Below are 18,148 nucleotides of genomic sequence, written 5' to 3'. Positions count from 1 at the left end.
GCCCCCCCAGAAAGCACAAAACCGAGCACTTGGCTCGGTTTTGTTTGTTTGGTGCCCAGAAGAAGACTCGAACTTCCACGACCTTGCGGTCACCAGCACCTGAAGCTGGCGTGTCTACCAATTTCACCATCTGGGCATGGCGCTGATTTAATTAGATTTTTCGTGGGAGTGCAACTGAATTTTTGAATTTCTTCGGGAGGCGGTTGAGCGATTCATTTGCCGCGTGGGACAGGGCAGGGAGAAGTGATCTACGCTGAGGGCAGTTTTGCCAGGCTTGACTTTTCAAACCGCAAAATGCACAAAACCGAGCCTAAGCTCGGTTTCGTTGAATTGGTGCCCAGAAGAAGACTCGAACTTCCACGACCTTGCGGTCACCAGCACCTGAAGCTGGCGTGTCTACCAATTTCACCATCTGGGCAGTTCGTTGATTTCATTCGATATTTCGTTTGATTTCAACTACAACTTGGCAGTGCCGTCGTTGTGGGGCGCATCTTACGGAGGAGATTGAAGGCTGTAAAGCCCCCGTGCAAAAATAATTTGAAATAGCGAAAAGTCCCAGCAAATGCTGTCTTCGCGTTTCAATCTGGTATATGCCAAACTAATTACATCCAGATAAGGTGAACTCATTCTAATGGCCGATTGGCAGTCCCTCGATCCCGAGGCCGCTCGTGAAGCGGAAAAATACGAAAACCCCATCCCTAGCCGTGAGCTGATTCTGGCGCACCTTTCCGAGCGCGGTTCGCCCGCCGCCCGTGAGCAGTTGGTGGAAGAGTTTGGCCTCACGACTGAAGATCAGATCGAGGCCTTGCGGCGTCGGCTCCGCGCCATGGAGCGTGATGCGCAACTGATTTATACCCGCCGCGGTACGTACGCGCCGGTCGACAAGCTGGACCTCATCCTGGGCCGCATCAGCGGTCACCGTGACGGCTTCGGCTTCCTGGTGCCGGATGACGGCTCCGACGACCTGTTCATGAGCCCTGCGCAAATGCGTCTGGTGTTCGACGGCGACCGTGCACTGGCGCGCGTCTCGGGTCTGGACCGTCGCGGCCGCCGGGAAGGCGTGATCGTCGAAGTCATTTCCCGTGCACACGAAACCGTGGTGGGTCGCTACTTCGAAGAAAGCGGCATCGGTTTCGTCCAGCCGGACAACCCAAAAATCCAGCAAGAAGTGCTGATCACCCCAGGCCGTAACAACGGCGCCAAGATCGGTCAGTTCGTCGAGGTGAAAATCACCCACTGGCCGACACCGCGCTTCCAGCCCCAAGGTGACGTGGTTGAGGTGGTGGGCAATTACATGGCGCCCGGCATGGAGATCGATGTCGCGCTGCGTACCTACGACATCCCTCACGTCTGGCCTGAGGCTGTGCTGAAAGAAGCCGCCAAGCTCAAGCCGGAAGTGGAAGAGAAGGACAAGGAAAACCGCGTCGATCTGCGTCACCTTCCGTTCGTGACCATCGACGGTGAAGATGCCCGCGACTTCGACGATGCCGTTTTCTGCGAAGCCAAGCCCGGCAAGCTGCGCCTGTTCTCCGGCGGCTGGAAGCTCTACGTGGCGATCGCCGACGTATCGAGCTATGTGAAGCTTGGCTCGGCGCTCGACGCTGAGTCTCAGGTGCGCGGCAACTCGGTGTATTTCCCCGAGCGCGTGATCCCGATGCTCCCTGAGCAGCTGTCCAACGGCCTGTGCTCGCTGAATCCGCTGGTTGATCGTCTGGCAATGGTTTGCGAGATGACCATCTCCAAAACCGGCGAGATGACTGACTACGTTTTCTACGAAGCCGTGATCCACTCCCATGCGCGTCTGACCTACAACAAGGTCAGCTCGATGCTGGAGCATCCAAAAGCCGCCGAAGCCAAGCAGCTGCGCGAGCAATATGGCGACGTCGTGCCGCACCTGAAGCAGCTTTATGCGCTGTACAAAGTGCTGCTGGGCGCCCGGCACGTTCGCGGTGCCATCGATTTTGAAACCCAGGAAACCCGGATCATTTTCGGGACCGAGCGCAAAATCGCCGAGATCCGCCCGACCACTCGCAACGATGCGCACAAGCTGATTGAAGAGTGCATGCTTGCGGCGAACGTGGCGACTGCAGCGTTTCTCAAGAAACACGAGATCCCTGCCCTGTATCGCGTCCACGACGGTCCGCCGCCCGAGCGTCTGGAAAAGCTGCGTGCCTTCCTCGGCGAGCTGGGTCTTTCCCTGCACAAGGGCAAAGACGGCCCGACGCCGAAGGATTATCAGGCGCTGCTCGAAACCATCAAGGACCGTCCGGATTACCACCTGATCCAGACTGTCATGCTGCGCTCGTTGAGTCAGGCGGTGTACAGCTCTGATAACCATGGCCACTTCGGCCTGAATTACGAAGCGTATACCCACTTCACCTCGCCGATTCGTCGCTACCCGGACTTGCTGACTCACCGGGCGATCCGCAGCGTGATCCGCTCCAAGCAGGAAACGCCGCACGTTCGTCGTGCCGGTGCTCCCGTCATTCCGAAAGCGCGCATCTACCCGTACGATGAAGCAATGCTCGAGCAGTTGGGCGAGCAGTGCTCGATGAGCGAACGCCGTGCCGATGAGGCCACCCGCGACGTCACGAACTGGCTTAAATGCGAGTTCATGAAAGACCGCGTTGGCGAGTCGTTCCCGGGCGTGATCACGGCTGTCACCGGCTTTGGTCTGTTCGTCGAGCTGACCGATATCTATGTCGAAGGCCTGGTTCATGTCACCGCATTGCCGGGTGATTACTACCACTTCGATCCGGTCCACCATCGTCTGGCCGGCGAGCGCACAGGGCGCAGCTTCCGCCTGGGCGACACCGTTGAAGTGCGTGTCATGCGTGTTGATCTTGACGAGCGCAAGATCGACTTCGAAATGTCCGAGAAGACCACCAGCGCACCGATCGGCCGCAAACGTCGGACGTCAGAGCCTGCCGCGGCAGAGAAGGGCAAGGATTCCAAGGAGTCCTCGTCTGCTTCCAAGTCCGGTCGCCGGACCGCGAAAGAGCCTGTTGCCGAGGCCTATCGACCAAGTGATGCGGCTGCCAAGAACGCTGAAGTGCGCAAAAGCCGTGAAATGAAAAAAGCGCTGCTGACTGAAGCCAAGGGTGGTAGCAAGGCATCGTCGGGAAAGTCGACGAGTGATTCCGCTGGCGCCTCCGGTAAGTCCAGCAAGCACCGCAAGGGTTCGTCGAAATCGGGCTCGGCTTCTTCTGCAAGTAGTGGCAGCGTTCGCAAACCTAGGGCAAAGTCATGAGTCAGCTGGAAAAAATCTACGGTGTTCATGCCGTAGAGGCGCTGTTGCGTCATCACCCGAAGCGGGTCAAGCAGATCTGGCTGGCTGAAGGGCGCAGCGATCCGCGGGTTCAGGTGCTCATCGAGCTCGCTGCGCAGAACCGCGTGTCGGTGGGGCAGGCCGAGCGCCGCGAGATGGATGCCTGGGTTGAGGGCGTTCACCAGGGCGTGGTGGCGGATGTGAGTCCGAGCCAGGTCTGGGGCGAGGCGATGCTCGACGAGCTGCTCGACCGCACCGAAGGTCCTCCGCTGATTCTGGTCCTGGATGGCGTCACCGATCCGCATAACCTGGGCGCCTGCCTGCGGACTGCCGATGCGGCCGGTGCGCTGGCGGTGATCGTGCCGAAAGACAAGTCCGCGACTTTGACGCCGACCGTGCGGAAAGTGGCGTGCGGCGCGGCCGAGGTCATTCCTCTCGTGGCCGTGACCAACCTGGCGCGCACGCTGGAAAAACTCCAGCAACGCGGCCTGTGGGTTGTCGGTACCGCAGGTGAGGCCGAGCAAGAGTTGTATCAGCAGGACCTGACTGGCCCGACCATCCTGATCATGGGGGCTGAAGGTAAAGGCATGCGCCGCCTGACCCGCGAGCATTGCGATTATCTGGTACGTCTGCCGATGGCGGGTAGCGTCAGCAGCCTCAACGTTTCGGTCGCGACAGGCGTCTGCCTGTTCGAAGCCCTGCGCCAGCGCGCGGCTGCCAAGAAGTAGTTGTCAGTAGCGAGCTGCAAGCTGCAAGCCTCAAGCTCGAGCCAGTCACGCTCCGGCTTGTAGCTTGTAGCTTGTAGCTTGTAGCTCAAAGCCATTGTTCAAATATTCACCAATCTCCTTGCGCCCCTCCGACCCCTTCTCTACAATCGCGTCCCTTGCTGTCATGGCAGGTGCTCATGTGCCTGTTCCTGTGCAAGATAAACCAGTGTTATTCACTCCTTGTCTGACCGCTTTGGCGGCAGGCTACAACCCGTAAGGAGCATTCATGCGTCATTACGAAATCATCTTTCTGGTTCACCCGGACCAGAGCGAGCAAGTCGGCGGCATGGTAGAGCGTTACACCAAGCTGATCGAAGAAGACGGCGGCAAGATCCACCGTCTGGAAGATTGGGGCCGTCGTCAACTGGCCTACGCAATCAACAATGTTCACAAGGCTCACTACGTGATGCTGAACGTTGAGTGCACTGGCAAGGCTCTGGCCGAGCTGGAAGACAACTTCCGTTACAACGATGCCGTGATCCGTAACCTTGTCATCCGTCGCGACGAAGCTGTTACTGGCCAGTCCGAAATGCTCAAGGCTGAAGAAAACCGCAGTGAGCGCCGTGAGCGTCGCGACCGTCCTGAGCACTCCGACGCCGATGGCGCCGATGGTGATGACAGCGACAACAGCGATAACGCTGACGAGTAATCCACGGACCTTTTGAGGAGCCCATTACATGGCACGTTTCTTCCGTCGTCGTAAATTCTGCCGCTTCACAGCTGAAAATGTGAAGGAGATCGATTACAAAGATCTCAACACCCTGAAAGCCTACGTATCTGAAACCGGCAAGATCGTTCCTAGCCGCATTACTGGTACCAAAGCTCGTTATCAGCGTCAGCTGGCTACCGCTATCAAGCGCGCCCGCTTCCTGGCCCTGTTGGCCTACACCGACAGCCACGGCCGCTGAGACCAGGTAGTCGACAAACGCAGTAAGGGATAGATCGCATGCGTGCCATGGCTGAATTCATCATGCGCGGCCGCATGCAGGCCACTCTCGTAGTGGTTGGATGTGCGGCATTGCCGCTGTTGTTCTGGTTGAGTGCTGCCGCAGGTTGCCTTGTGCTCCTGCGACGCGGGATGAGTGACGCCTTGGGCGTCCTCGCCTGGGCTCTGCTGCCGGCTTTGGTCTGGTGGTATTTCGGTGAACCCCGCACCCTGATGGTGTTGCTGGGTTCTTGGGGGTTGGCCGCCGTGTTGCGTGCCAGCGAGTCCTGGGTCCGAGTGCTGCTGGTCAGCGTGGCGGTTGGATTGTTGTATGCAGTGATTCTGGGCGCGGTGTTTCGCGAGCCCATCGAAGCCATGGCGGGAGAGCTGCAAAAGCTCTTGCCCCACGTCTTCGGTGATGTCTACCAGCAGATGTCGGTAGAAGAGCGAGCGCGTCTGGGGGCACTGATTACACCCGTCCTCAACGGCCTGATTGCAGCGTTGTTGCAGATCGTCAGCGTGGTATGCCTGATCCTTGGGCGGTACTGGCAGGCGTTGTTGTATAACCCGGGCGGTTTCGGGCGCGAATTTCGCAGCCTGAAACTCCCGCGGGCACCGATGCTGGTGCTGCTGGTGTGCATGTTGGTGGGGCCGAACTTCGGTCCTCAACTGGCGATGCTGACACCGTTGTGCAGCGTACCGCTCATGTTCGCGGGCCTGGCCCTGATTCACGGTCTGGTGGCTGCAAAGCGCCTGACACGGTTCTGGCTGGTGGGGTTGTACGTCACGCTGTTGCTGTTCATGCAGCTGATCTATCCGTTGCTGGTGGTGATTGCCATTGTCGACAGCCTGATTGATTTTCGCGGCCGTCTGGCGTCGAAAGATGCCGATAACGGTTCTGCGAACGGTGAAGGTTAAAGTTAAGAGGTTTTACCAAATGGAACTCATCCTGCTGGAAAAAGTCGCCAACCTGGGCAACCTGGGCGATAAAGTAAACGTTAAGGCTGGCTACGGTCGTAACTTCCTGCTGCCTTTCGGCAAAGCAACCGCTGCAACCGCTGCCAACGTGGCCGCGTTTGAAGAGCGTCGTGCAGAGCTGGAAAAAGCTGCCGCCGAGAAGAAAGCTTCTGCTGAAACTCGTGCTGCCCAACTGGCTGAGCTGGAAGTGACCATCACTGCCACCGCTGGTGACGAAGGCAAGCTGTTCGGCTCGATCGGTACTCACGACATCGCTGACGCACTGACCGCCTCTGGCGTTGAAGTGGCCAAGTCTGAAGTTCGTCTGCCGAACGGCACCATCCGTAACGTTGGCGAATACGACGTAGCCGTGCACCTGCACAGCGATGTTGAAGCTACCGTTCGCGTTGTTGTTGTAGCTGCTTAAGCAGTATGGTTTCTGCGCTTCGGTGCAGAAGTCTGACCGACTGACGACTCGCTCCTCGGTCGGTTGGCATTGGGCACGTTCCTGTTCGCAGGTCGTGCCCTTTGTCATTTCTGAGTATCCTGATTCAACCCCCTGATTTCCGTGTGGCCATGAACGACATTTCCGCTCCCGAGCAATATGATCTGCAAACCGCTGCCCTGAAGGTGCCGCCGCATTCCATCGAGGCCGAACAGGCCGTGCTCGGTGGTTTGATGCTGGACAACAACGCCTGGGAGCGCGTGCTTGATCAGGTGTCGGATGGCGATTTCTATCGTCATGACCACCGTCTGATATTCCGCGCCATCGCCAAGCTGGCGGATCAGAACCAACCGATCGACGTCGTCACCCTGGCCGAGCAGCTCGACAAGGAAGGCCAGACCTCCCAGGTCGGCGGCCTGGGTTACCTATCGGAACTGGCGAAGAACATCCCGTCCGTCGCGAACATCAAGGCCTATGCCCAGATCGTTCGTCAGCGCGCAACGCTGCGCCAGTTGATCGGCATCAGCACCGAGATTGCCGACAGTGCTTTCAATCCGGAAGGGCGCACCGCTGAAGAGATTCTCGACGAGGCCGAACGGCAGATCTTTCAGATCGCCGAGGCGCGGCCCAAGACGGGCGGCCCGGTCAGCGTCAACGACCTGCTGACCCGCGCGATTGACCGCATCGATACGCTGTTCAACATCGGCGACGGCATCACTGGCCTTTCCACGGGCTACGCCGACCTGGATGAAAAGACCAGCGGTTTGCAGCAGTCTGACCTGATCATCGTCGCAGGCCGTCCGTCGATGGGTAAGACCACCTTCGCGATGAACCTTGTGGAAAACGCGGTGCTGCGCAGCGACAAGGTGGTTTTGGTCTACTCGCTAGAGATGCCAGGCGAATCGCTGATCATGCGTATGCTTTCGTCGCTGGGCCGTATCGACCAGACCAAGGTGCGTTCCGGTCAGCTGGATGACGATGACTGGCCGCGCCTGACGTCGGCGGTCAACCTGCTCAACGATCGCAAGCTGTTCATCGACGACACGGCTGGCATCAGCCCGTCGGAGATGCGTGCGCGTACGCGGCGTCTTGTCCGCGAGCACGGCGACATCGGCCTGATCATGATCGACTACCTGCAGCTGATGCAGATCCCGGGCTCGAGCGGGGATAACCGGACGAACGAGATTTCCGAGATCTCCCGTTCCCTCAAAGCGCTCGCCAAGGAATTCAATTGCCCGGTGGTCGCGCTGTCCCAGCTGAACCGCTCCCTCGAGCAACGTCCCAACAAGCGCCCGGTGAACTCTGACTTGCGGGAATCCGGAGCGATCGAGCAGGACGCCGACGTCATCATGTTCGTGTACCGGGATGAGGTGTATCACCCCGAGACCGAACACAAGGGCATCGCTGAAATCATCATCGGCAAGCAGCGGAACGGCCCGATCGGGTTCATTCGGCTTGCGTTTATCGGCAAGTACACCCGCTTCGAAAACCTCGCGCCGGGTAGCTACAACTTTGATGATGATGAGTAGGTAGCCGGTTCAGGGCTAACCACTAATCCGACCTGTGCCGTCGGATTTGATCAAAATTTGTGCTATTCTCCGCGCCCGCGAATTTCCAAGCGAAAATCGCCCCCAGACACGAACACTGGTCATCGATATGCAAGCAGCCAAGCCGTTATTTGACTATCCGAAGTACTGGGCCGAATGTTTCGGACCAGCGCCTTTCCTGCCCATGAGCCGGGAAGAAATGGATCAGCTTGGCTGGGATTCCTGCGACATCATCATTGTCACGGGTGATGCCTACGTCGATCACCCGTCGTTTGGCATGGCAATCATCGGCCGGCTGCTGGAGTCCCAGGGCTTCCGCGTCGGGATCATTGCGCAGCCTGACTGGAAGTCAAAAGACGACTTCATGAAGCTCGGCGAGCCGAACCTGTTCTTCGGCGTCGCGGCCGGCAACATGGATTCGATGATCAACCGCTACACCGCCGACAAAAAGATTCGCTCCGACGATGCGTACACGCCGGGCGGTATGGCGGGCAAGCGTCCGGACCGTGCGAGTCTGGTCTACAGTCAGCGTTGCAAGGAAGCCTACAAGAACGTGCCGATCGTTCTGGGTGGCATCGAAGCATCGCTGCGCCGCATCGCTCACTACGACTACTGGCAGGACAAGGTACGGAACTCGATCCTGATCGACGCGTGCGCCGATATCCTGCTGTACGGCAACGCCGAGCGAGCCATCGTCGAAGTGGCCACTCGCCTGTCCTATGGCGAGACGATCGAAAGCATCACTGACGTGCGCGGCACGGCATTCATTCGTCGTGATACGCCGGAAGGCTGGTACGAAGTCGACTCCACGCGTATCGACCGTCCAGGCAAGATCGACAAGATCATCAACCCGTACGTGAACACTCAAGACACCCAGGCCTGCGCCATCGAGCAGGAAAAGGGTGACGTCGAGGATCCGAACGAAGCGAAGGTCGTGCAGATTCTGGCGAGCCCGCGCATGACCCGCGACAAGACGGTCATCCGGCTGCCGTCGATGGAGAAGGTCCGTAACGACCCGGTTCTGTACGCTCACGCCAACCGCGTATTGCACCTGGAAACCAACCCGGGCAACGCCCGCGCGCTGGTCCAGAAGCACGGCGAAGTCGACGTCTGGTTCAATCCGCCGCCCATTCCGATGACCACCGAAGAAATGGACTACGTGTTCGGCATGCCTTATGCGCGCATCCCGCACCCGGTGTACGGCAAGGAGAAGATCCCGGCCTACGACATGATCCGTTTCTCGGTGAACATCATGCGCGGCTGCTTCGGTGGCTGTACGTTCTGCTCGATCACCGAACACGAAGGCCGGATCATCCAGAACCGTTCCCACGATTCGATCATTCGCGAAATCGAAGAGATCCGTGACAAGGTCCCCGGCTTCACCGGCGTGATTTCCGACCTCGGCGGGCCGACGGCGAACATGTATCGCATCGCCTGCAAGAGCCCGGAAATCGAATCCGCGTGCCGCAAGCCGTCGTGCGTGTTCCCTGGCATCTGCCCGAACTTGAACACCGATCACTCGGCATTGATTCAGCTGTACCGCAGCGCCCGTGAACTGCCCGGCGTGAAGAAGATTCTGATCGCCTCCGGTCTGCGTTACGACCTGGCTGTCGAATCGCCCGAGTACGTCAAGGAGCTGGTCACCCACCACGTCGGCGGTTACCTGAAGATTGCGCCTGAGCACACCGAAGAAGGTCCGCTCAACCAGATGATGAAGCCGGGCATTGGCAGCTATGACAAGTTCAAGCGCATGTTCGAGAAGTACTCCAAGGAAGCGGGCAAAGAGCAGTACCTGATTCCTTACTTCATCGCGGCCCATCCGGGCACGACTGACGAAGACATGATGAACCTCGCGCTGTGGCTCAAGGGCAATGGCTTCCGTGCGGATCAGGTGCAGGCGTTCTATCCGTCGCCGATGGCCAGTGCGACGGCCATGTACCACTCCGGCAAGAACCCGCTGCGCAAGGTCACGTACAAGAGCGACTCGGTCACCATCGTCAAGAGCGAAGAGCAGCGCCGTCTGCACAAGGCGTTCCTGCGCTACCACGATCCGAAGGGCTGGCCGATGCTGCGTGAAGCGCTGGAGCGAATGGGCCGTGCCGATCTGATCGGGCCGGGCAAGCATCAGCTGATCCCGCTGCACCAGCCGGAAACCGACACCTATCAGAGCGCGCGCCGCAAGAACTCGACGCCGGCCGGTAGCCACAAGGTTGCCAGGACCACCAAGATCCTGACGCAGCACACCGGCTTGCCACAACGCGGCAGCGACGGCAGCAAACCTTGGGACAAGCGCGAAGAGGCCAAGGCCGCGGCGGCTGCTCGTAACAAGCAGGCAGCCAAGGATCGCTCGGATGCGGCCAAACCCGGCAAAGGCAAGAAGCCAACGCGTCAGCCGGTCTTTCCACGCTAACACCCTCGCGCCAACGCTTCTTCGCTCCAACAAAACGCCAGCTTTCGAGCTGGCGTTTTGCATTCCGGTGCAAATAACCCCACCCGCCTCATTTCCGTGCGACCCTTGCACCATTCGTTGAAGCGGGCGCGATTTTGGTGCTGTGCTTGGCTGAACAAGCTACCTCCACGCCGGAGGCGCCTGATTTGCCGGGGTGGCATAAGTCTTGCGCAGCTCCGTTACCGTCCAGGCTCGCAGGAGGCACGCCGTGTCGATTCACATTGCCTTGCACCATGTCACGCATTACCGCTACGAACGCGCGGTTGAGCTGGGTCCGCAGATTGTCCGCTTGCGCCCGGCGGCCCACAGCCGCACGCGCGTGTTGTCGTATTCGCTGAAAGTCCTTCCTGAAAACCATTTCATCAACTGGCAGCAGGACCCGCAGGGTAATTACCTGGCGCGGTTGGTGTTCCCGGAAAAGACTGATGAGTTGCGCATCGAGGTGGACCTGGTCGCCGAAATGGCGGTGTTTAACCCCTTCGATTTCTTCCTTGAGCCCTACGCTGAGAAGATCCCGTTCACCTACGCCCGCGAAGAGCATCACGAGCTGCAGCCCTATCTGGAAAAGCTGCCGCTGACCCCAAGATTCCAGGCGTATCTGGACAGCATCGACCGCACGCCGATTCCGGCGATCGACTTTCTGGTCGGCCTCAACCAGCGTCTGGCCAATGACATCGGTTACCTGATTCGTATGGAGCCGGGCATTCAGACGCCCGAATACACCCTGGAAAACGCTTCCGGTTCCTGCCGCGACTCCGCCTGGTTGCTGGTGCAGTTACTGCGACATCTGGGTTTGGCTGCGCGGTTTGTGTCCGGGTATTTGATTCAGCTCAAAGCCGATGTGAAGGCGCTGGATGGACCGTCCGGCACCGACGTTGATTTCACGGATCTGCACGCCTGGTGCGAGGTGTATCTGCCCGGCGCTGGCTGGGTGGGCCTTGACGCTACGTCCGGCTTGTTTGCCGGTGAGGGTCACATTCCGCTGGCGTGCAGCCCCGAGCCGTCTTCGGCGGCGCCGATCAGTGGCATGGTCGAGCCCTGCAACACCGAATTCACCCACGAGATGTCGGTGCGGCGCATCTGGGAGGCGCCCCGCGTCACCAAGCCCTACACCGAAGAGCAGTGGCAGGACATTCAGGCGCTGGGCCGGCAGATTGATAACGACCTGATGGCACACGACGTGCGCCTGACCATGGGCGGCGAGCCGACCTTTGTGTCCATCGACGACCGTGACGGCGATGAATGGAACACCGCCGCACTGGGGCCGAAGAAGCGTCTGCTCTCCGCTGAGCTTTATCAACGCATGCGGGACCATTACGCGCCCCAGGGCATCGTTCATTTTGGTCAGGGCAAGTGGTACCCCGGTGAGCAATTGCCGCGCTGGTCGCTGAACTGCTTCTGGCGTAAGGACGGGCAACCGGTGTGGCGCAACAACGCGCTGGTCGCTGACGAAACCCGGGACTACGGCGCCGACAGCGAAATGGCGGGCAGTTTCCTGCGTAGCGTGGCCGAGCGGCTGAAGCTGCCGGCGCGCTACGTTTTCCCGGCCTACGAAGACCGTTTCTATTACCTGTGGCGTGAGGGCGCGCTGCCCAAAAACGTCAGCGCCGAAGCTTCGCGTCTTGAAGACCCGCTCGAACGCGAGCGCCTGCGCAAAGTGTTTTCCCAAGGGCTGGACACCATCATCGGCCACGTGCTGCCGCTGGCGCGAACCGCCGCCGACGATCATTGGCAGAGCGGTCGCTGGTACCTGCGTGACGAGCATTGCCGGCTGGTGCCGGGGGACTCCGCGCTGGGCTATCGCCTGCCACTGGCTTCCCAGCCTTGGGTCAAGGCTGCCGAGTATCCCTACATCCACCCGACCGACCACAATCAGGCATTTGCAGAGTTGCCCGACCGCGACGAGGTTCAGTCGCGACTGGACGGCCTGGCAGAGCAGGGCGACCCGGGCGTCGAGCGCGAACCCGAGATCGACGAGTCCGCCGATTGGCTGACCCGCACCGCCTTGAGCGCCGAAGCACGGGGCGGGCGGTTGTATCTGTTCATGCCGCCGCTGCAATCCCTTGAGGCCTATCTGGAACTGGTCGCCGCCATCGAAGCGACGGCCGAGGACATGCGCTGCCCGGTGTTGCTGGAGGGGTATGAGCCGCCGAGCGATCCGCGTCTGGCGAACTTCCGCATTACCCCGGATCCGGGCGTGATCGAAGTGAACGTGCAGCCGTCGTCCACCTGGGATGAGCTGGTCGAACGCACCGAGTTTCTCTACGAACAGGCGCGTCTGACCCGGCTGACCACCGAGAAATTCATGATCGACGGGCGCCACACCGGCACCGGCGGCGGCAACCATTTTGTCCTCGGTGGCGCAACGCCGGGCGACTCGCCCTTCCTGCGCCGGCCGGATCTGCTGCGCAGCCTGTTGAGTTACTGGCATAACCACCCGTCGCTGTCCTACTTGTTCTCTGGATTGTTCATCGGCCCGACCTCCCAGGCACCGCGTGTCGACGAAGCACGCAACGACTCGTTATACGAGTTGGAAATCGCCTTCTCGCAAATGCCCGCGCCGGGCGAAGAATGCGCGCCGTGGCTGGTGGACCGGCTGCTGCGCAATCTGCTGATCGACGTGACCGGCAACACCCACCGCGCCGAATTCTGCATCGACAAGTTGTACTCGCCCGACGGTGCGACCGGCCGCTTGGGCCTGCTGGAATTGCGCGCATTCGAGATGCCGCCCCACGCACGCATGAGTCTGGCGCAGCAGCTGTTGCTGCGGGCACTGGTCGCGCGTTTCTGGCGCGAACCCTATGCACCGGCGAAACTGGCGCGCTGGGGTACCGAGCTGCACGACCGCTTCATGCTGCCGCATTTCATTGAGCAGGATTTCGCCGACGTCATCGCCGAGCTCAACAGCGCCGGTTATCCCGTGCGCGCGGAGTGGTTCGCGGCGCATCTGGAGTTTCGCTTTCCGAAGGTCGGCGATTACACCGTCAGCGGTATCGAGCTGGAGCTGCGCCAGGCCCTGGAGCCTTGGCACGTGCTGGGCGAGGAGGGTGCAGCGGGTGGCGCGGTTCGTTATGTGGACTCATCCCTTGAGCGCTTGCAGCTGAAGGTCACCGGCCTGCCGCCGCAGCGTTACATGCTCACCTGCAACGGTGTGCCGGTGCCGCTGCGACCGACCGGGCGCGTAGGCGAGTTCGTCGCGGGGGTGCGTTATCGCGCCTGGCAGCCGACCAATGCCTTGCAGCCGACGATCCCGGTGCATGCGCCGCTGGTTTTCGACATTCTCGACACCTGGATGCAGCGTTCGCTGGGGGGCTGCGAGTATCATGTCGCCCACCCTGGCGGGCGCAATTACGAAACCCTGCCGGTGAACGCCAACGAAGCGGAAAGCCGACGTCTGGCGCGGTTCTTCCGGGTGGGACACAGTCCCGGCAAACTGGACGTCCCCACGCTAACCCTCAACGATGAACTGCCGATGACCCTGGATTTGCGCCTGCATCGGTAATCGCGCCGGCGGCCTGACGTGGGGTCAGGTCGCCGTGCCGCACGTCTAAACATGGAAAGCGCCCCTGCGTGTCATGTTGTCTGCGCTACTCTGAGCGCAGTTGATTCGAGTCCTTTTGTTGTCTGCCGAGCCTTCCATGCCAGACCTGCTTGACCACTATCCGCTCACCCCGGGTACCTACCACGAGATGCTGGATGCCAGCGGCGCCGTTCGGCCGCATTGGCAGCGGCTGTACGAGCATCTCCAGCGCAGCACACCTGGGCAGCTCATCCAGCGTCAGGCGCTGCTCGCCAGGCAGATTCAGGAAAACGGCGTCACCTATAACGTCTACGCCGACCCCAAGGGCGCCGATCGTCCTTGGGAACTGGACATGCTGCCCCACGTGATTCCGATGGAAGAGTGGCAGCCACTGGCGGCCGGCATCGCCCAGCGCGCGCGTTTGCTCAATGCCGTGCTGGCTGATCTCTACGGCCCGCAGGAACTGATCGCCGAAGGTCTGCTGCCGGCGGAGCTGGTGTTCGGCCACAACAACTTTCTCTGGCCATGCCAGGGCGTAAAGCCGCCTGAAGGCACGTTTCTTCATGTGTATGCGGTTGACCTGGCGCGCACGCCCGACGGTCGCTGGTGGGTCACGGCCGACCGGACTCAGGCGCCGTCGGGTGCGGGTTACGCGCTGGAAAACCGGCTGATCGTGTCGCGGGCGTTTCCCGAGTTGTACCGGGATCTGCAAGTCCAGCACCTCTCGAATTTCTTCCGGTCGCTGCAGGAAACTCTCGCGCGCCAGGCACCCACCAGCCACGAAGCCCCGCTGGTGGTACTGCTAACACCTGGGCGTTTCAACGAGAGTTATTTCGAGCATCTGTATCTGGCCGGTCAGTTGGGTTATCCATTGGTGGAAGGCAGTGACCTGACCGTGCGTGACGCGACGGTGTACCTGAAAACCCTCAGCGGGTTGCGTCGTGTTCACGCGATCATGCGCCGTCTGGACGACGATTTTTGCGATCCACTTGAACTGCGCACGGATTCCGCGCTGGGCGTGCCGGGCCTGCTTCAAGCGGTGCGACAGGGCCGCGTGCTGGTCGCCAATGCCTTGGGTAGCGGCGTGCTGGAATCGCCGGGGCTGTTGGGGTTTCTGCCAAAGATCAATGAACACTTATTTGGTGAAGAGCTGTTGCTGCCGTCGATCGCCACCTGGTGGTGCGGCGAGCCGCCGGTGCTGGCCCAGGCGCTGGAGAAGATGCCGGAGCTGCTTATCAAGCCTGCGTTCCCGTCCCAGAGTTTCGCCCCGGTCTTCGGCCGCGATCTCAGCGACGATGACCGCCAGGCCCTTGGCGCGCGTATGCAAGCCCGGCCTTATGCCTACGTCGCGCAGGAATTGGCGCAGTTGTCCCACGCGCCAGTCTGGCAGGGTGAGGACAGTCAGCTGCAGCCCCGCGCCATCGGCATGCGCGTTTACGCGGTGGCAACGGCCGATGGCTATCGCGTCCTGCCGGGCGGCTTGACCCGCGTGGCGGCCGATGCCGACGCTGACGTGGTGTCGATGCAGCGCGGCGGCGCAAGCAAGGACACCTGGATTCTTGGCGAGCGCCCCCTGGGTAGTGAACCGTGGAAAAACCGTCACTCGCTGGGCGTGCACGACCTGATCCGTCGCGACCCGTATCTACCGTCGCGTGTGGTGGAAAACCTGTTTTGGTTCGGCCGTTATTGCGAGCGATGCGACAACAGCGCGCGCCTGCTGCGGATCATGCTGACGCGCTATGTCGACGGCGATGATCCAGTCGCTTTGCGAGCAGCGGTCGAGCTGGCCGAACGGTTGAATCTGCTTCCGCTCCAGGACGAAGATGAGCCGAGCGAGCTGCATGAGCGTTTGCTTGAAGCGCTTTTGGGTGATGACTGGCCGTTCAGCCTGCGTTCCAATTTGCAGCGCCTGCAGTGGGCGGCGTCCCAGGTGCGCGGCAAGTTGTCCCGCGAGAACTGGCAGGCGCTGGTGGAATTGCAGCGTGAAGCCCTGAGCCTGGAGACCGAGAGCCCTGATTTCGGTGAGTTGCTGGATTTCCTCAACCGGCTGGTAATGTCGCTGGCGGCGCTGTCCGGTTTTGCCCTGGACGACATGACCCGCGACGAGGGCTGGCGCTTCCTGATGATAGGGCGGCGCATCGAGCGCTTGCAGTTTCTCTGTACGACGCTGGCGGCGTTCCTGCGCAGCGAGGCGGTGTTTCACCAGGACGCCCTGGACGGGCTGCTGGAGCTGGGCAACAGCGGGATCACCTACCGCTCGCGCTATCTGGCCCTGCCGCAGTTGATCCCGGTGCTCGACCTGCTGGTGCTGGACGACCAGAACCCCCACGCGGTGTTGTTTCAGCTCAAGCTGGTGGCCCGCTCGGTGAAGCGCATGAACGAGGATTTCGGTGTGCCTCAAGACAACAGCCTCGCGACGCTGATTCAGCGGCTGGCGGTGTTCGATCTGGGTTGCCTGGAAGAAGGGTTGTTCGGTGAGAGCAGCATCAAGGCAGCACTGGATGGGCTGGCGGATCTGCTGCAAACCATCGGCGAGACCAGCGGCCACGTTTCGGACCGGCTCGCGCTGCGTCATTTCGCCCACGTCGATGATGTCAGCCAGCGCACGGTGTCGGTCTGATGAACAGCGCCCAGTATCAAGTCCTCCACGACACCCACTACAAATACGACAGCCCGGTTTCCCTGGCCCAGCAGCTCGCCCATCTGTGGCCACGGCGCAGTCCCTGGCAGCGCTGCCTTGAGCAGCATTTGGTCATCAGCCCGACCCCGACCACCCGCCGTGATGAGCTGGACGTGTTCGGCAATCCGCTGACGCGCCTGGCGTTCGAACGTCCCCATGATGAGCTGCAGGTCAACGCGCGCCTGCGCATTGAAGTGCTGGAACGGCCGCAGCTGGATTTCAATGGGTCCGCTCCATGGGACGAGGCGCAGCATCGACTGACCTACAGCGCCTCGAGGATGGCGCCGGATATCCTTGACGCCTGCCGGTATCGCTTCGAATCGCCTTACGTGCATTTGAAGCAGACCTTCGTCGAATTCTCCGCCAGCTGCTTTCCCGCCGGACGGCCGATGCTGCTGTGCGCGCAGGCGCTGATGGAGAAGATATTCGAAGAGTTCACGTTCGATGGCGAGGCGACTCAGGTGGCCACGCCGTTGGTGGAAGTGCTGGAAACCCGACGAGGTGTCTGTCAGGACTTTGCTCATTTGATGCTGGCGTGCGTGCGCTCGCGCGGGCTGGCGGCGCGGTATGTCAGCGGCTATCTGCTGACCCAGCCGCCGCCCGGCCAGCCACGGCTGATTGGCGCCGATGCGTCCCACGCGTGGGTGTCGGTGTTCTGTCCGGTGTTGGGGTGGGTGGATTTCGATCCGACCAACAACGTTCAGCCTGCGCTTGAGCACATCAGTCTGGCGTGGGGGAGGGATTTTTCTGACGTGTCGCCATTGCGGGGGGTGATTCTGGGAGGCGGGAGCCACGATCCGGAAGTGCGGGTGACGGTGATGCCGATTACGGGTTAGGCGGGCGTTGGTATCGACGGGGCTGTGAGCGCGCTTGCGATATCGGGGTGTCAGCCAATGGATGGATCATGGCGAAAATCCCATCGTGAGCAAGCTCACTCCTACAGGTTTTCGCGTTCATCCATCCCATTGCGCTGAATCAGATGATCACTCAGCAGGCTTTTCTTCGGCGGAGCCTTTTACTTCGGTGGAGCCTTCAGCATCGGTAGAGTGTTCAGCTTCAGTGGCGCCTTCGGCGTTTTCGCCGTCTACGACTGCACCTTCTCCAGCCTCTGCTTCAGCCTTCTCGGCCTGCTTGCGCTGTGCTTTTTCCTCTTTCTTTTGCTCTTTTGCCAGATCACGTTGGCGTTTGGCGAAGGAATAGTTGGGTTTGGCCATGGGCAGTCCTCGAGGCAGACGATAAGTCAGCACATTCTGCCTGAGAATGGTGCAAAACCGGCGTGGTATTTTTCCTCACCCGATCATCAATCACGGTCAGTCGCCCGCCATTACAGGTCGCAGCCGTTGAAAACCGCGCGTTTATAGACGCCGTAATCCTGGCTGGCGCGGTCGTAATTGCCCGATGCGCCGCAGGCGTAAGCGGCGAGCAAGCTGCGGAAAATGCTGGAAAGTTGCATGGGATCGTCCTGAAGGTGGGTGACAGGGCGATCTTATGCAGCCATCTTAGCGCTGACTGTTTGATTGTCTCGATGGCCCTGATAGAGGCCGTGCCGAGATGACCGGCAATAACGGTTGTTGAATTGTTCTAATTCAG

13 protein-coding genes and 2 tRNA genes are annotated in these 18,148 nt (G+C 60.5%); 11 read left to right on the top strand and 4 right to left on the bottom strand.

Features of this window, described 5'->3' with window-relative positions:
* Positions 1-49: 49 nt before the first annotated feature.
* Together AC07RO_RS17700 and AC07RO_RS17695 are read right to left on the bottom strand one after the other, a co-directional pair.
* Positions 50-136: transfer RNA gene (locus tag AC07RO_RS17700), tRNA-Leu, on the bottom strand.
* Between the two features lie 195 nt (positions 137-331).
* Positions 332-418, bottom strand: a tRNA-Leu gene (locus AC07RO_RS17695).
* Between the two features lie 213 nt (positions 419-631).
* Between AC07RO_RS17695 and rnr the strand changes: the two genes are divergently transcribed.
* The 11 genes from rnr (at position 632) to AC07RO_RS17640 (ending at position 17,394) form a co-directional block, all read left to right on the top strand.
* The gene (gene rnr, locus AC07RO_RS17690; protein ID WP_495086690.1) at positions 632-3,250 is read left to right on the top strand and encodes a ribonuclease R; all 2,619 of its coding nucleotides are present in this window, start codon (positions 632-634) and stop codon (positions 3,248-3,250) included.
* Positions 3,247-3,996 (top strand): 23S rRNA (guanosine(2251)-2'-O)-methyltransferase RlmB, encoded by a 750-nt coding sequence (rlmB, locus tag AC07RO_RS17685; protein WP_037015712.1) that lies wholly within the window; start codon positions 3,247-3,249, stop codon positions 3,994-3,996. The genes rnr and rlmB overlap by 4 nt, the downstream gene beginning before the upstream one ends.
* 265 nt (positions 3,997-4,261) lie before the next feature.
* Positions 4,262-4,684 carry a 30S ribosomal protein S6 gene (rpsF, locus tag AC07RO_RS17680; protein WP_065987796.1) on the top strand — a complete coding sequence of 141 codons (423 nt, stop codon included), beginning with the start codon at positions 4,262-4,264 and terminating at the stop codon, positions 4,682-4,684.
* Positions 4,685-4,712: 28 nt separating this feature from the next.
* Positions 4,713-4,943 (top strand): 30S ribosomal protein S18, encoded by a 231-nt coding sequence (gene rpsR / locus AC07RO_RS17675; protein ID WP_037015707.1) that lies wholly within the window; start codon positions 4,713-4,715, stop codon positions 4,941-4,943.
* 38 nt (positions 4,944-4,981) lie between these two features.
* Positions 4,982-5,878: a hypothetical protein gene (locus AC07RO_RS17670; protein ID WP_495086689.1), complete on the top strand. Its 897-nt coding sequence runs from the start codon at positions 4,982-4,984 to the stop codon at positions 5,876-5,878.
* A 19-nt stretch (positions 5,879-5,897) separates the two neighbouring features.
* Complete coding sequence (gene rplI, locus AC07RO_RS17665) at positions 5,898-6,344, top strand: 50S ribosomal protein L9 (protein ID WP_122533812.1); 447 nt, start codon at positions 5,898-5,900, stop codon at positions 6,342-6,344.
* A 149-nt stretch (positions 6,345-6,493) separates the two neighbouring features.
* The gene (gene dnaB / locus AC07RO_RS17660) at positions 6,494-7,891 is read left to right on the top strand and encodes a replicative DNA helicase (RefSeq protein ID WP_065987793.1); all 1,398 of its coding nucleotides are present in this window, start codon (positions 6,494-6,496) and stop codon (positions 7,889-7,891) included.
* A gap of 127 nt (positions 7,892-8,018) precedes the next feature.
* Positions 8,019-10,319, top strand: coding sequence for a YgiQ family radical SAM protein (locus AC07RO_RS17655; protein ID WP_282367766.1), 2,301 nt, complete (start codon positions 8,019-8,021; stop codon positions 10,317-10,319).
* A gap of 247 nt (positions 10,320-10,566) precedes the next feature.
* Positions 10,567-13,860, top strand: coding sequence for a transglutaminase family protein (locus tag AC07RO_RS17650; protein ID WP_495086688.1), 3,294 nt, complete (start codon positions 10,567-10,569; stop codon positions 13,858-13,860).
* Between the two features lie 136 nt (positions 13,861-13,996).
* Positions 13,997-16,498 carry a circularly permuted type 2 ATP-grasp protein gene (locus AC07RO_RS17645; protein ID WP_495086687.1) on the top strand — a complete coding sequence of 834 codons (2,502 nt, stop codon included), beginning with the start codon at positions 13,997-13,999 and terminating at the stop codon, positions 16,496-16,498.
* Positions 16,498-17,394 carry a transglutaminase family protein gene (locus AC07RO_RS17640; protein ID WP_192171084.1) on the top strand — a complete coding sequence of 299 codons (897 nt, stop codon included), beginning with the start codon at positions 16,498-16,500 and terminating at the stop codon, positions 17,392-17,394. Before AC07RO_RS17645 ends, AC07RO_RS17640 begins: the two co-directional genes overlap by 1 nt.
* A gap of 147 nt (positions 17,395-17,541) precedes the next feature.
* On the opposite strand, the gene AC07RO_RS17635 is transcribed toward AC07RO_RS17640, so the two are convergent.
* Positions 17,542-17,772 (bottom strand): hypothetical protein, encoded by a 231-nt coding sequence (locus AC07RO_RS17635; RefSeq protein ID WP_192171083.1) that lies wholly within the window; start codon positions 17,770-17,772, stop codon positions 17,542-17,544.
* Between the two features lie 110 nt (positions 17,773-17,882).
* Positions 17,883-18,011: a hypothetical protein gene (locus AC07RO_RS17630; protein ID WP_346629326.1), complete on the bottom strand. Its 129-nt coding sequence runs from the start codon at positions 18,009-18,011 to the stop codon at positions 17,883-17,885.
* Between the last annotated feature and the right edge of the window lie 137 nt (positions 18,012-18,148).

The sequence above is a fragment of the Pseudomonas sp. GW821-FHT07F05 genome (assembly GCF_059418765.1).
This window is presented reverse-complemented; position numbering and strand designations above follow the sequence as displayed.

Excerpts from the sequence above, each read along its gene's own strand:
- rnr (WP_495086690.1), top strand. The coding sequence starts at position 632 with ATGGCCGATTGGCAGTCCCTCGATCCCGAGGCCGCTCGTGAAGCGGAA.
- rlmB (WP_037015712.1), top strand. The coding sequence starts at position 3,247 with ATGAGTCAGCTGGAAAAAATCTACGGTGTTCATGCCGTAGAGGCGCTG.
- rpsF (WP_065987796.1), top strand. The coding sequence starts at position 4,262 with ATGCGTCATTACGAAATCATCTTTCTGGTTCACCCGGACCAGAGCGAG.
- rpsR (WP_037015707.1), top strand. The coding sequence starts at position 4,713 with ATGGCACGTTTCTTCCGTCGTCGTAAATTCTGCCGCTTCACAGCTGAA.
- AC07RO_RS17670 (WP_495086689.1), top strand. The coding sequence starts at position 4,982 with ATGCGTGCCATGGCTGAATTCATCATGCGCGGCCGCATGCAGGCCACT.
- rplI (WP_122533812.1), top strand. The coding sequence starts at position 5,898 with ATGGAACTCATCCTGCTGGAAAAAGTCGCCAACCTGGGCAACCTGGGC.
- dnaB (WP_065987793.1), top strand. The coding sequence starts at position 6,494 with ATGAACGACATTTCCGCTCCCGAGCAATATGATCTGCAAACCGCTGCC.
- AC07RO_RS17655 (WP_282367766.1), top strand. The coding sequence starts at position 8,019 with ATGCAAGCAGCCAAGCCGTTATTTGACTATCCGAAGTACTGGGCCGAA.
- AC07RO_RS17645 (WP_495086687.1), top strand. The coding sequence starts at position 13,997 with ATGCCAGACCTGCTTGACCACTATCCGCTCACCCCGGGTACCTACCAC.
- AC07RO_RS17640 (WP_192171084.1), top strand. The coding sequence starts at position 16,498 with ATGAACAGCGCCCAGTATCAAGTCCTCCACGACACCCACTACAAATAC.
- AC07RO_RS17635 (WP_192171083.1), bottom strand. The coding sequence starts at position 17,772 with ATGGCCAAACCCAACTATTCCTTCGCCAAACGCCAACGTGATCTGGCA.
- AC07RO_RS17630 (WP_346629326.1), bottom strand. The coding sequence starts at position 18,011 with ATGCAACTTTCCAGCATTTTCCGCAGCTTGCTCGCCGCTTACGCCTGC.